At 68.9% G+C, this 11,909-nt stretch carries 14 protein-coding genes and 2 pseudogenes; 5 read left to right on the forward strand and 11 right to left on the reverse strand.

The features are described from left to right. Nucleotides 1-131: 131 nt before the first annotated feature. Nucleotides 132-305, reverse strand: coding sequence for a thiazolylpeptide-type bacteriocin (locus AC07AB_RS35500; RefSeq protein ID WP_478575948.1), 174 nt, complete (start codon nucleotides 303-305; stop codon nucleotides 132-134). 207 nt (nucleotides 306-512) lie between these two features. On the opposite strand from AC07AB_RS35500, the gene AC07AB_RS35505 reads away from it, so the two are divergent. From AC07AB_RS35505 to AC07AB_RS35520, 4 genes are all read left to right on the forward strand, one after another. Beyond that, complete coding sequence (locus AC07AB_RS35505) at nucleotides 513-1,841, forward strand: amidohydrolase (RefSeq protein ID WP_478575950.1); 1,329 nt, start codon at nucleotides 513-515, stop codon at nucleotides 1,839-1,841. 137 nt (nucleotides 1,842-1,978) lie between these two features. Beyond that, a complete protein-coding gene (locus tag AC07AB_RS35510; protein WP_478575951.1) occupies nucleotides 1,979-2,158 on the forward strand; it encodes a thiazolylpeptide-type bacteriocin in 180 nt (59 codons plus the stop codon). A gap of 124 nt (nucleotides 2,159-2,282) precedes the next feature. After that, nucleotides 2,283-3,344 (forward strand): LLM class flavin-dependent oxidoreductase, encoded by a 1,062-nt coding sequence (locus AC07AB_RS35515; RefSeq protein WP_478575952.1) that lies wholly within the window; start codon nucleotides 2,283-2,285, stop codon nucleotides 3,342-3,344. Between the two features lie 59 nt (nucleotides 3,345-3,403). Then, nucleotides 3,404-3,805 carry a hypothetical protein gene (locus AC07AB_RS35520; RefSeq protein WP_478575953.1) on the forward strand — a complete coding sequence of 134 codons (402 nt, stop codon included), beginning with the start codon at nucleotides 3,404-3,406 and terminating at the stop codon, nucleotides 3,803-3,805. Nucleotides 3,806-3,880: 75 nt separating this feature from the next. Here AC07AB_RS35520 and AC07AB_RS35525 read toward each other — a convergent pair whose 3' ends face one another. From AC07AB_RS35525 to AC07AB_RS35545, 5 genes and pseudogenes are all read right to left on the reverse strand, one after another. Next, nucleotides 3,881-4,237 carry a DNA-binding protein gene (locus AC07AB_RS35525; RefSeq protein WP_478575967.1) on the reverse strand — a complete coding sequence of 119 codons (357 nt, stop codon included), beginning with the start codon at nucleotides 4,235-4,237 and terminating at the stop codon, nucleotides 3,881-3,883. A gap of 26 nt (nucleotides 4,238-4,263) precedes the next feature. Further along, nucleotides 4,264-4,524 (reverse strand): annotated as a pseudogene (locus tag AC07AB_RS35530) (CopG family transcriptional regulator); the annotation flags it as partial. A 164-nt stretch (nucleotides 4,525-4,688) separates the two neighbouring features. Further along, complete coding sequence (locus AC07AB_RS35535; RefSeq protein WP_478575954.1) at nucleotides 4,689-5,363, reverse strand: ribonuclease H family protein; 675 nt, start codon at nucleotides 5,361-5,363, stop codon at nucleotides 4,689-4,691. A gap of 238 nt (nucleotides 5,364-5,601) precedes the next feature. After that, a complete protein-coding gene (locus tag AC07AB_RS35540; RefSeq protein WP_478575956.1) occupies nucleotides 5,602-5,826 on the reverse strand; it encodes a DUF397 domain-containing protein in 225 nt (74 codons plus the stop codon). Between the two features lie 4 nt (nucleotides 5,827-5,830). After that, nucleotides 5,831-6,706: a helix-turn-helix domain-containing protein gene (locus AC07AB_RS35545; protein ID WP_478575957.1), complete on the reverse strand. Its 876-nt coding sequence runs from the start codon at nucleotides 6,704-6,706 to the stop codon at nucleotides 5,831-5,833. Nucleotides 6,707-7,002: 296 nt separating this feature from the next. On the opposite strand from AC07AB_RS35545, the gene AC07AB_RS35550 reads away from it, so the two are divergent. Further along, nucleotides 7,003-7,653, forward strand: a complete 651-nt coding sequence (locus AC07AB_RS35550) for an ATP-binding protein (RefSeq protein WP_478575958.1) — start codon at nucleotides 7,003-7,005, stop codon at nucleotides 7,651-7,653. A gap of 148 nt (nucleotides 7,654-7,801) precedes the next feature. On the opposite strand, the gene AC07AB_RS35555 is transcribed toward AC07AB_RS35550, so the two are convergent. From AC07AB_RS35555 to AC07AB_RS35575, 5 genes and pseudogenes are all read right to left on the reverse strand, one after another. Beyond that, nucleotides 7,802-8,728 (reverse strand): SDR family NAD(P)-dependent oxidoreductase, encoded by a 927-nt coding sequence (locus AC07AB_RS35555; protein ID WP_478575959.1) that lies wholly within the window; start codon nucleotides 8,726-8,728, stop codon nucleotides 7,802-7,804. A 34-nt stretch (nucleotides 8,729-8,762) separates the two neighbouring features. Further along, nucleotides 8,763-9,362, reverse strand: a complete 600-nt coding sequence (locus tag AC07AB_RS35560; protein ID WP_478575961.1) for a TetR/AcrR family transcriptional regulator — start codon at nucleotides 9,360-9,362, stop codon at nucleotides 8,763-8,765. A 214-nt stretch (nucleotides 9,363-9,576) separates the two neighbouring features. Further along, a complete protein-coding gene (locus AC07AB_RS35565; RefSeq protein WP_478575962.1) occupies nucleotides 9,577-9,957 on the reverse strand; it encodes an RICIN domain-containing protein in 381 nt (126 codons plus the stop codon). A 484-nt stretch (nucleotides 9,958-10,441) separates the two neighbouring features. Then, nucleotides 10,442-10,930, reverse strand: a complete 489-nt coding sequence (locus AC07AB_RS35570) for a hypothetical protein (RefSeq protein WP_478575963.1) — start codon at nucleotides 10,928-10,930, stop codon at nucleotides 10,442-10,444. Nucleotides 10,931-11,339: 409 nt separating this feature from the next. After that, nucleotides 11,340-11,751: pseudogene (locus AC07AB_RS35575) on the reverse strand (DNA-binding protein). Nucleotides 11,752-11,909: the final 158 nt, after the last annotated feature.

Here is an 11,909-nt window from a genome sequence, read left to right on the forward strand (position 1 = left end):
CGGGCAGCGTCTGGGTTTTGCGGAGCCCCTTTCGGCCTCAAGGCCCCTTCACTGAAAACGGGTCTTGCGTGTTACACAGTGGGCCGCCGGAGAACCCGGCGGCCCGCTGGGCCCTGCTGATACTGACGCGCTCAGGCGCAGCAGCTGGTGCAGCTGGTGGTGCTCGACGTCGTGCTGCAGCTGGTGCAGCTGGTCGAGTCGAACAGCGTCTCCGTGACGTCGACGTGGTCCTGGATCTCGAAGGTCTCCGACTCCAGGGTCAGCATCTCTTCGGCAAGGGAAGCCAGCTCGGACTGCGTAGCCATGATCACTCTCCTATGGGCAGTGGGCCCCGGCAGCCCGGGACCGTCGAAAAAGCCGAATAAAACATGGGCACGCACCGTGCCCGCACACCGTTATCCCCGGCCCCGCTGGCAAACGCCCCGGCGTCCCGCTGACACACTTCTGACACCTCTCGGCGCGCGACCGCCACGGCCGCCCCGGGGAAGGAAGCCCCTGTGCAAGAAGCCCCTGTGCAAGGCGCACTCACCGACGGCCTGACGGCCGCACCCGACGACGGCCTGACGGCCGCACTCCGCGCGGAGGCGGCGGACACCCTCGCCCCGGTGCTGAAGCTCTACCTCGATCTGCACACCCACCCGGAGCTCTCGGGCCACGAGGAACGTACGGCCGCGCGCTTCGCCGCGGCGCTCACCGGCGCAGGCTGCGCGACCACGACGGGCGTCGGCGGCCACGGAGTGGTCGGCGTGCTGCGCAACGGCCCCGGGCCCACGGTCCTGCTCCGCACGGAACTGGACGCCCTGCCCGTACGGGAGGACACCGGCCTCCCGTACGCCAGCGAGGCCCGGGCGCCGGGTCCGGACGGCACCGAGGTGCCGGTGATGCACGCGTGCGGCCACGACGTGCACGCGGCGGCGCTGACCGGGGCCGCGCGGGTCCTCGCCGAGCTGCGCGGAGAGTGGTCCGGCACCGCCGTGTTCGTCGGCCAGCCCGCGGAGGAGACGCTGCTCGGGGCCCGCGCGATGCTCGCCGACGGGCTGTACTCCCGCTTCCCGAGGCCGGACGTGGTCCTCGCCCAGCATGTGGCCCCGTTCCCGGCCGGCCTGGTCGCGCACGGCACGGGACCGATGACGGCGGCGTCCGCCACGGTCGAGGCGACGGTGCACGGGCGCGGGGGGCACGCCGGGATGCCGCACCTGGCCGTCAACGCCGCGGAGATCGCCGCGCTGGCGGTGGCCCGGATGAAGGCGCGTACGCCTCCCGGCACCGTGCTGACGGTGGGCACCCTGCACGCCGGGACCCGCGCCAACGTGGTGCCGGACCGGGCCACGCTGGGCATCACCGTACGGGCCGCCGAGGACGCGGCGGTGACGGCGGCCGTCGAGGTGGTGCGCGAGGCGCTGCGGGCGGAGAGCGAGACGGCCGGCAGCCCCCGCCCCCCGGAGACCGAGGTGACCGCCCGCGCCCCCGGCAATGTGAACGACGCGCGGTACGGGGCCGTGGTCCGCGCCGCCCACGAGGCGGCGCTGGGCGCGGGCCGGGTGGTGGTGTGGCCGTCGTCCACGGCGTCGGAGGACTTCCCCTGGTACGGAGCCGCGGGCGCGGAAGCGGGCCTGTACGAGGGCCCGGCCGTACCGACGGTCTACTGGATGACGGGCGGCGTGGGGACGGCGCAGTGGACGGCGGCGGCCGGGTCCGCGGAGGCGCCACCGGCGGAGAAGCTCGCGGCCCTCCCGCCCAACCACTCGCCGCGGTTCGCGCCGGAGGCGGTGCCGACGCTGCGCGGGGCCGTACACGCGATGGCCGCCGGGGCGCTGGCGTGCCTGGGGCCGGGCCTGTAGCCCAGGTGTCAGAAGGGTGTCAGCGGTACGCCGGGCCGTTTGCCAGCGGGGCCGGGGATAACGGTGTACGGGCACGAGGCGTGCCCGAGTTCCCGTGGCCCCCGGCTGCCGGGAGCCCCTTCCACAGGAGAGTGATCATGGCGATGCAGTCCGATCTGGCTTCCCTTGCCGACGAGATGCTGGCGCTGGAGTCGGAGACCTTCGAGATCAACGACTACGCGGACGTGAGCGAGACGCTGCTCGGCGGCAGCTCGACCAGCTGTGACAGCAGCAGCACCTCGTCCTCTACGACCAGCACGACCAGCACCTGCGCGTGATCCCGACGCGGCGGTAGTGGCCGCGCGGCGTCGGCTTGTCCGGTGACCCGCGGCCATCACCGCCGAGTGACGCGCTGACGCGCGTATGAAGGCAAATGTGGCTAGGAAAGGAACGAACAACGCCATGCGGCACGGTATTTCACTTCTCCCCGACTGTCGTCCCGACCGGCGTTCGGCGGTGGAGTACTACCGGGATGCCCTGGCGCTGACCCGGTTCGCGGACCAGGCCGGACTCGACTACGTCAAGATGACGGAGCACTACATTGGCGAGTACGGCGGTTACTGCCCGAGCCCGCTGACGTTCCTTTCCACGGTCGCCGCGCAGACCGAGCGCATAAGGCTGATGACGGGCGCGGTGCTGCCCGCCTTCCATCACCCGATCCAGATCGCCGCGCACGCCGCGATGGTCGACGCCATCAGCAACGGCCGGCTGGACCTCGGCTTCGGCAGGGCCTGGCTGCCCTACGAGTTCGAGGCGTTCGGCGTCCCCATGGACGAGAGCCGGGCCCGCTACGAGGCGACGATCAACGCGGTACTCCGGCTGTGGACGGAGGAGAAGGTCACCGAGGACACCCCCTTCTTCTCCTTCACCGACGCGACTTCCCTGCCACGGGTCGTACAGGACCCGCACCCGCCCGTCTGGGGCGCCGCGGTCCGCTCCCCGGAGAGCTTCACCTGGCTGGGTGAGCACGCCTTCGGCGTCATGCTGGCACTGGCGCCGCTGAAGCAGGACGTCGGCCTCAGCAAGTACGTCATCGATCTGTACCGCAACGCGTTCACCGCGAAGCACGGCGGCGACCGCGAACTCCCCGGAATAGCACTGAGTACTCCGCTCTACGTAGCGGAGACGGACGAAGAGGCATACCGCATAGCGGAGCCGCTGTACCGGGAGTACATGTCGGTATGGTCCGAGGCCGCCTCATCCTGGGAGACGACCAAGTCGGGCCAGTATGTGGGCTACGAAAGCATGGGCCGGCACGCCAAGAACCTGCGCGACTTCGATGTCCGCAAACACGGTACGGCCGTGATCGGTTCCCCGGAAACCGTGGTGGAACGCATCCACGAATTCCGCGAGGAATACGGCGTGGACACCCTGCTGTGGCAGGTGGATTTCGGCGGCCAGAACCTCGACCAGATGATGTCGAGTCTGAAGCTGTACGTCGAAAAGGTGATCCCGAACCTGTAAGGGCTCACCGGAAAACTCAATAACGAGTCAATTCCCCCCACTAGAACGAGGAGACTCTCATGAAGCTCAACACGACCGTTGCCAGGACGGGTGCCTCCCTCCTTCTCGCCGCCGCCGCGGTAGCGGGCGGTGCCGGTGCCGCCTTCGCCGCTCCGGCCGCCGTCAGCGCGACCCCGTCGAAGGCCACCCCTCCGGACTGCAAGGTCCTGAAGAGCATCTTCGACGTCCTGGCGACCAGCAACGACCCGGCGAAGGTCAAGCCCCAGCTCGACCGCTGGATCGGCCTCCTCGACGACGCCGCCAAGGACATCCCGAAGGACCACCAGGCCGAGTACACCAAGTACGTCGCCAACATCAAGAGCATCCGCAAGGGCCTCGACGCCGCCGACCCGAGCAAGGCCATGAAGCAGATCCACGACATCGCCGTCCCGCTCGACAAGCAGCTGGGCGACTGCAAGTAGTCTCCGACTTCAGTCGACGTGTGGCCCCCGGCGAGAGTTCGCCGGGGGCCACACGCATATCGCTACCGCCGACGGTCAGATCTTGATGACGGTGACGCGTCCGCCGCACAGCGCGGTGAGATCCTCGGGGTCGGAAGTGAGGACCGTGACGGGGCCGGGGCTGGCCAGCGCTGTGGCGCTGAGCATGGCGTCGATGGCGTACTTGTGGCCATGGAGGCCGGCGTCGGCGAGGAGTGCGGCGGCGTGCCGGGCGATCGACTCGGTGAGCGGTTCCAGTGCCGGGCGGTTGATCCTGGGGCGCACTGCTTCCACGAGCGTGGCTGCTGAAGTGATCACACGCAGGTCATCGGCGCGGGCCAGGGCCAGCCGGCCAGTCACCGTTCGGTCGCGGAGAACGGCCTTGGCCAGCCCTTCGCCGTCGAGGACAAGGATGCCGCCGGGGAGCTGGGTAGCGAGTCGGCCGCGTTCGCACCCCTCTCTGCCTGCCCGTTACGTGCTTGGTGGAGCTGGTCACGGAGGGACCGCAACTCCTCGGCCGTGATAGGGCCGTGCTCGGCTTCGGCGACCTGGATGAGTTCGTTGAGGTTGTCCCGCTCGATCTGGCGGCTGACGGCTGCGGCCACGTAGGCGGACAGGCCGAAGGACCCGCTGCGGGCCTTGGCGGCTTCGGCGATGTCGCACGGCATGGTGATCGAGTACTTACGGGTGGGCTCGCTCATGCCACTCATCCTGCCGTCGGCCCTCCTCGGCAGGTGCGCCCGACGGATGGGGCCGATGCGCCCCAGCCTCTGAGGGGGCAGGGGGCGCCAAGAGGAGTTCGCCCTCTGAGGCGCGCGGTGCCCCCCCCGCCCCCGAGGGGGGCGAGGGGCGAAGGCCGCGAAGGTCAGTCGGCGCGACACTCCGGGTGGCCCCAGCTCCGCGCACCCTTGGCCACTTGGGCTCCCGCCTCATACGGGCGACCGCAACCACCGCACTGTCCGGGGAACTTGGCCTTGATGGTCCTGCCTCCTGACGTAGGCCGGCTAGCCGCTTTCTTAGGGCTCTTCTGTCCCTGAGAGGCGGGACGCGGGACCGGAAACTCCTGAGCTCCCTGCGAGGTGCCGGCAGCGACCTGGCTTTCGGCGGCGTCACTGGCGGCCTGGTCGGCGATGGCATTCAGGTGGTCGCCGTCTTCACGGTGTGCGGGAACGTAGACGAATTCCACAGCGCGGCCGTCGAGCAGCGAGTCGATACGCTCCACGAGCTCCCGATTGGCGACGGGCTTCTTCGAGGCGGTCATCCACCCATTGCGCTTCCAGCTGGCGATCCACTTGGTCACCGCGTTCATCGCGTACTGGGAATCCATCCGGACCTCAAGCTGGGCAGCCGGGTCCGTCGCCTCCAGCAATTCAGCAAGGGCCGTCAATTCAGCGACATTATTCGTCGCCGTACCCAACGGCCCCGCTTCCCAACGCAGCGGACGCCCCTCGGCATCGGCAGAGACCCAGCCCCAGGCGGCTCGGCCCGGATTTCCTTTGGACGCCCCGTCGCAGGCGGCGATGATGTGCTCGGCAGACATTCCTGAATCATGCCAGCGCCAGACGGCCTCCGGCGAATCACTCGCCTCATGGTGGCAAGCCCCCCGGTCCCGGCCGCCAGGAGGCCCCACCGACCTGAGCGCGACGCGGGCAGGACCGTCCCAGACGGCGCGTGACGGGCAAGCGACGCGTGCCAGGAGTGCGCTGGCGCGACGCGAGTCGCGCACGTGCGCTACCCGCCGGAGAGTCCGGCAGGAGAGCGGCGGTGAGGGCGAGCGCCTACAGGTTGTCGAAGTCTCCGGCGGCTATGCCGGCCTTGAAGGCGTGCCATTCGCCGGGGGTGAAGCAGAGGTGGGGGCCGGAGGGGTTCTTGGAGTCGCGGACGGCTACGGCGCCGTCGGGGAGGGGGGCGAGTTCGAAGCATTGGCCGTTGTTGGCGGTGAAGGTGCTTTTCTGCCAGGTGAGGGTGTCGGGGTTGATCGCGTACAGCTCTGCCTTCTCCATCAGGTCAGACTTCCTTGCTCTTGGTGTGGGTGATGATGTCGCGGCTCTCGTCGGGAGAGAGTGCCGCATCCGTGAGACTGCGGAAGAGCCGGTGCAGGCGTCGCAGGTCGCGGGGGTCGTCCATCGTCAAACTACCAGCGACCGACTCGCCGAAGGCCACATCGGGAACGTCCTCGTCCGCGAACTTGAGGATCATGAACGCCGCGATCTGCGCTGCCTCTTCGCCCTTTTCGTAGGGGACGATCCGGAGGTCGACGCTGTCGTGCGTCGAGATGTCCAGCAGGTACTCCAGTTGTTCCTGATGCGTGCGCTTCCCTCCTACCCGGAAGTCCAGGGCCGCTTGTGTGACGACGTAGTGGCACTCCAGCGGGGATTCGGCCTCCAGCAAACAGTGCCGTTGCCGCAGTCCCCGTACCTCAACGAGTGCGTCGATCTGGTCCGGTCCCAATGAGGTGAAGCCCACGCCAGTGACCGCCTGGGCGTACGCCTCAGTCTGCAACAGGCCGGGCAGGATGCCGACCTGGTACTCGCGAACGATCGAGGCCGCTGCTTCGAAGCCGAGGAACCGTTCGTACTGGGCGCTGATGACCTCGCTGTACGGAGACCACCACGGCGGGCGCTGTTCCCGTGTGGACGCGTGGAGTTCAGCGAGTTCGTCCCGCTGGGGCGCGGGAACCTCGTAGAAGTCCATCAGCTTGGCGAAGTGCTCCTGGGAGCACACGCGCTTGCCGGTCTCGATACGGCTGATCAAGGAATCGTCGCAGCCGAGGGCTGACGCCACCTCCGCGATCTTGAAATGGTTGACCTGACTGCGGAGGCGTCGCAGGGCCCGGCCGAAGGTGACGCGGGACATCAGCAAGGTGCTGCTGTTGCTGGTCATTGATCTTTCCTAGCGTCGTGAACCAGCCCTGAGGTCAGTTCAGTTATAGGCATCTTCCCGATCGGCAGCGATCAGAAGTGGGCAATTGCCACCTTGCTTGGCACGTGACAGGCGGGTGGCTTGACGCTGCCTCGCGTGGGGTGCAGCTTAGCTGCTGTAACGGACTGCACTCGGATGAATGCTGAGAGTGGTCGAGTCTGGCGCGCCAGTTGAGGCGCGCGGAGCGACTTGTGGTCGAGCAGGTGACGGCTCTCATCCGGGGGCGCGGGCTGCTGGCCGAATCGGTGGGAGCTGTCATGGGTGAACCGTATGAGGTGGGCTTTCGGCTGGGTCGGCGTCGCAGCAGTGTTCCCAGAGCACGGGCGTTGCTGCACGCGGTACTCGGCAGCTGGGGCGTCGGCGGAGACGTCGTGGACGAGGCCGAGTTGGTGCTCTCCGAGCTGGTGACCAATGCGCTTCGGGTGCGGGTGCCGAAGGATCGCCAGGTCGGGGTGCGGATCGTACGGCAGGTGGAAGACAGGTTGCTGCGGCTGGAGGTGAGCGACGCCGGGGCGGGGTGGCCTGAGGTGCAGACGCCAGGGGAGGGGGAGACGCACGGGCGCGGGCTGCTGCTGGTGGAGGCGGTGGCTCACCGGTGGGGTGTCGAGCAGCGCGAGGGTGGGGTCGGGAAGACGGTGTGGGCAACGTTGAAGGTCCCGAATTGCGTGGCCGAGGCGGTGGGAATGGAGATCGCGGCGGTCACGGTGCGTGCCGGGCAGTGCGTACGCGTGTGGGGTACGTGGCACGGAGTTCGCAGGGTGACAGGTGAGCGGTACGCGTCCGGTGGAAGTGCGGTCGTGCTCGTGTTGGACGACGGACCGGCGCTGCGGGTGCCTGTTGCCGAGCCGTTGACCGTACGGGACGGTGCGGCCCCCTCGCGGGTGAGCGAGGGGGCCGCACCTGGGTGATCAACTGCTGGAGGGCCTTCGGCCATCGGGCGACCGGAGTGGGGCTCAGGTGCGCAGACCTCAGCGATCTGGATGAACGGTCTCCTTTAGGGACCCGTTGTTCATGACCTCACACAGCCGCCGGCCGGGGCAGTGCTTCCTGAATTCCTCAGAGCGACGCGGCAGGGTCGACGCCGGTCATCTCGACGCTGGCGGACCACAGTTGGCCCGCGGTATCGGGGTCGGTCATATGCGGCTGCGGCCGCTCGACGCGGGGTTCACCGCGCAGGCCGAACACCCAGGGGCCCCACATCTGGCCGCCGGTCGCCTTGGGGTCGAGGGCGGCGCGAACGGCGGGCCAGGCGCCGGCGTTCTTGCCTTGCAGCACCACTCCGGCCGGGAGGCCGAGCAGCCGGCGGGAGAGGGGGTTGGTGTGGACTCCGGGCCGCGAGGGGGTGAGGGAGTCCAGCGCCCCGCCCGGATGGGCGACCAGGCTGGAACAATCGCTTCCCGCGGCGCGCAGCCGCCGGTCCAGCTCGAAGGCGAAGCTCATCTGGGCGAGCTTGGAGCGCCCGTAGGTCTGCTTCGGGTCGTACGAGCGCGCGCACTGGAGATCGTCCAGGTCCAGCCGCTCGGAACGCGCGGCGAAGCTGCCCATCGTGACGACGCGCGCGGCGGGGGCCGCCTTGAGCAGTGGGCCCAGCCAGTGGGTGAGCGCGAAGTGCCCGAGGTGATTGGTGGCGAACATCTGCTCGTGACCGGCGGCGTTCTCGCGCCGGGGCGGATCGTCGAGCGCGATGCCGGCATTGAAAACGGCGACGTCCAGTCGATCCAGCGGCAACCCGTCCACAGACGCCTTCAGCGACGAAAGATCCGCGAGATCGAGCGGCATGTGGTGCACCCGAGCCTGCGGTACTCGGGTTCTTATGGCGGCTTTGGCCGCAGCGGCCTTGGCTGGGCTCCGGCTGCCCAGGACGACAGTCGCTCCCGCCTCGGCGAGTTGCTCGGCGATGAAGTACCCGATGCCGGCGTTGCCGCCGGTCACGAGGGCGGTCAGGTGCTCGGCGCGCGCCGGCCGATGAACGTTCCAGGCCATGGGATTCCTTTACGGAGAGGAAGCGGCGCAGCGGCTAAAAGCCGGGCCAGCCGAGCTTGAGGTGATGGAAGGCCGAGGCGAGGGCGGCCCTGGGGTCTGGGCAGCCGGAGGCGAGGTCGGGCGTCTCCAGGACGTAGCGGGCCAGCACCCGCAAGGAGTCATCGGCCTCCGCCCGCCCAGCGGCCTCGGCCAGCAACCCGGCGAGACTGTCCGCACAGGCGACCCAGACCCGACGTGCATAGGCACACAGAGCAGGCGTGCTCATCACCAGATCCATGCGCCGCCGATACTCCTCCGGCAAATCCTCGGCAAACGGCGCCCGCCCGGCAAAGAACGCATGAAGCGCGTCAAGGACGGAAATCCCCTCGGCCCGCCCACGCACCGCGGCGGCCAAAGAAGCTTCCCGTTCCCCGCTGTCCTCAAGAATCAGCGCTTCCTTACCCCCCGGAAAATGCGCAAACACCGTAGTAACCGCCGTGTCGGCCGCCGCCGCGATCTCCGCCACCGTCACCTTGTCGAAGCTGCGCTCCAAGAAGAGCTCCAGCGCGGCATCGGACAGAGCCTTCCGCGTCGCAGCCTTCTTACGCTCCTGCCTACCGGGCCCCGTTCCAGCAGCCCCATGAGTCGTCGCCATGTCCACACCGTAGCAACACTGACTACGAAACCCTAATCATTAGGATTTCGTAGTCAGTGTTCTTTCTCAGGTGAGATCCTGGCGCAAGCGGCGATGGGCTGCCTAGCGACCGTACGGGCGGACTACGTCACCGACCTGCGTTCCCGGCACCGCGTGCGCGGAGAGCACGTGATGCCGCGAGAGCGTGGAACGTGGACGTGGTCCAGGTGGCGTGTCAGCCTGCCTTGCCGGCTTTCCACAGCTGCTTCCGGTCATCGCTGTTGCAGGTGGCCACCATCACCAAGGTGCCGCTGAACGGCGGTGAGTCGATGTTCAGGCAGTGGTCGGTCTCGGTGCTCTTCAGCGTTTGGTCCGCCGCGGTCGTGGTGCCGAGACGCCAGTGGATGTTGCCGGAGGTGCAGTTGGTGAGACTGGCTTGGTAGTCGTTGCCCGGGGGTGCTGTCAGGCAGGAGCCGCTGGCCCGGTTGACCAGTTCGAAGGTGTTGTCTCCGGTGGGGCGCAGCGTCCAGGTGTAGGCGTAGCTGGCGTTGCAGGCGCCGATGGACATGAAGGTGCTGTCGCCGGCGACGCACTGACCCGCTTTGACGTTCTCCAAGTGGGAGCTGGGGCGGGGAGAACGATGCCGAACTGGAGTGCCCGTGCGAGCCGCTTCCCGTGGCGGGGCTCTGCCTCGCCGGGGCCGGCGGTTGCGACTGTGGGGGCGCCGGTACCGGGCCCGGTGGGCGAGGCGGCCGGCGTTCCAGAGGCCCGGGACGACGCAGAGGGCGACGGAGAAAGAGGGGACGACGCCGAGGAGAGCGGCGTCCCCTGCGCCCGAGGTCGGCCTTCGGGGGCGGACTGATGCGGTGCGAGGGCGATGGCCAGGAACGTAACGCCCGTCGCGACGACGGGCGTTACGGCCAGCAGGACACGAGTGCGGCGCAGCTTCCGGACGTAGGAGACCAGGTCGGCGTGGCCGACCGCCACTGCCCCGCTCTCGGCGTGGGTGATGTTTCCTTCGGAGTGGAGGCGCGGGCGCGTGGCGGATGCGACCTCGGCGGCCTGCGCGGACCGGGTGGCTTGCGGAACGCCGGGCGCGCTCAGCCGTGCTGCGGGCCCGGCTGCGGAGGGTTTCCTACTGTCACGTTCCCCATGATCGCGGCGGCCACGCCGCCGGTCTCCGCGCTGATCTTCAGGGTTCCGCTGACGGCTACGCCACCGACGCCTTCCGCCCTCGCCCGGCCGGCCGGGCGGTCCTCGGCGTCCCGCACCTTCTGGACGGCGCGCTCCAGAGCCGCCGCGAAGTCCGCGTCGCGCTCGGCCGCGTACGTCAGCGCGTGCTGCATCCGCTGCCGGACGGGGGCGCTGAGCGCGGCGGTTTCCTCCGCCGTCCCGACTGCTTCGGCCTCGGCGGTCAGCTCCCGCAGCGCGGGCTGCTCACCCAGCCTCGTGCTCACCAGGTCATGGAGTCCGTCCATCGCTGAATCCAACGCCCGGTCGACCTCCGCATCGGCCCGCCCTGCCACACGCCTGGCCTTCTGCACCGTCCAGGCGAACAGAACCCCGACGGCTACCTCAACACCAGTCATCTCAACTCCCCCTGCTTTCACTGCAATTGAAGGAGACGGTATCCATGCCCGCCCGGTTCGAAAAGTCAGCACGTGGGAGAAGTCGACACCGAGGTCATCCCGCATGTCAGAGATACGCGATCCGGCCGCGGCCACTGGAGAAGTGCTGCCGCCTGATCGATCGCGGAGCGCCCAAAGCATCGTGGCACAGGTGTGGTGCCCGCCGTCGGACCGCCGAGCGGGTCGCCCAGGGGTACAGGCTCGCACCCTCATCCTCGGCTGAGGCCCAGTTCACTGAAACGAAGGACGACGGCAACTTGAATCCGGCCGCAGCCACTGACGAGGTCGCGATGCGAGCGCCGCTCGGCATCGGCAGGTAGGTACGCCCACGCCACAGACGATGGCGGCACCGCGGGCAGGGAGCCGGTGCTCAGACCTTGATGACGGCGACGCAGGTCCCGCACAGGGGGGCGAGGCCCTCGAGGTCGGAAGTAAGGACCGTAACCGGGCCGGGAGCGCCGAGGGCGGTGGCGCTGAGCATGGTGTCTATTGCGTGCTTGTGGCCATAAAGGCCGGAGTCGGCGAGGAGCATGGCGGCGTGCTGGGCGATCGTCTCGGTGACCGGTTCCACGACGAGGCGGGAGAGCGCCCACTCCAGGGCAGGGCAGCCGATCCGGGGGGGCCACTTCCACCAGCGTGGCCGCCGAGGTGACCACGCGCAGGTCGTCGGCGCGGGCGAGCGCAAGCCAGCCGGTGACTGTCCGGTCGCGCAGGACGGCTTTGGCTAGCCCTTCGCTGTCGAGGACGAGGGTGCCGCCATGGGCGGCGGGGGAGCGGGTCACGCGGCGTTCGCTCCGCCTCGAGTCTGCTCCTGGCGTGCCTGGTGGAGCTGGTCACGGAGTGACTGTACCGACCCGTGAGGTTGGGGACGCGGCTGGCGGGTGGTTGGCCCTTGAGCGCGGTGTGTCCGCGGTGGTGATTGTAGGTGTGTAGCCACTGC

The organism is Streptomyces sp. NPDC044033, from assembly GCF_056434425.1.

What these genes read in the sequence shown, in the direction of transcription:
- AC07AB_RS35500 (WP_478575948.1), bottom strand. Translation starts at nt 305, where the DNA reads ATGGCTACGCAGTCCGAGCTGGCTTCCCTTGCCGAAGAGATGCTGACC.
- AC07AB_RS35510 (WP_478575951.1), top strand. Translation starts at nt 1,979, where the DNA reads ATGGCGATGCAGTCCGATCTGGCTTCCCTTGCCGACGAGATGCTGGCG.
- AC07AB_RS35515 (WP_478575952.1), top strand. Translation starts at nt 2,283, where the DNA reads ATGCGGCACGGTATTTCACTTCTCCCCGACTGTCGTCCCGACCGGCGT.
- AC07AB_RS35520 (WP_478575953.1), top strand. Translation starts at nt 3,404, where the DNA reads ATGAAGCTCAACACGACCGTTGCCAGGACGGGTGCCTCCCTCCTTCTC.
- AC07AB_RS35535 (WP_478575954.1), bottom strand. Translation starts at nt 5,363, where the DNA reads ATGTCTGCCGAGCACATCATCGCCGCCTGCGACGGGGCGTCCAAAGGA.
- AC07AB_RS35540 (WP_478575956.1), bottom strand. Translation starts at nt 5,826, where the DNA reads ATGGAGAAGGCAGAGCTGTACGCGATCAACCCCGACACCCTCACCTGG.
- AC07AB_RS35545 (WP_478575957.1), bottom strand. Translation starts at nt 6,706, where the DNA reads ATGACCAGCAACAGCAGCACCTTGCTGATGTCCCGCGTCACCTTCGGC.
- AC07AB_RS35550 (WP_478575958.1), top strand. Translation starts at nt 7,003, where the DNA reads ATGGGTGAACCGTATGAGGTGGGCTTTCGGCTGGGTCGGCGTCGCAGC.
- AC07AB_RS35555 (WP_478575959.1), bottom strand. Translation starts at nt 8,728, where the DNA reads ATGGCCTGGAACGTTCATCGGCCGGCGCGCGCCGAGCACCTGACCGCC.
- AC07AB_RS35560 (WP_478575961.1), bottom strand. Translation starts at nt 9,362, where the DNA reads ATGGCGACGACTCATGGGGCTGCTGGAACGGGGCCCGGTAGGCAGGAG.
- AC07AB_RS35570 (WP_478575963.1), bottom strand. Translation starts at nt 10,930, where the DNA reads ATGACTGGTGTTGAGGTAGCCGTCGGGGTTCTGTTCGCCTGGACGGTG.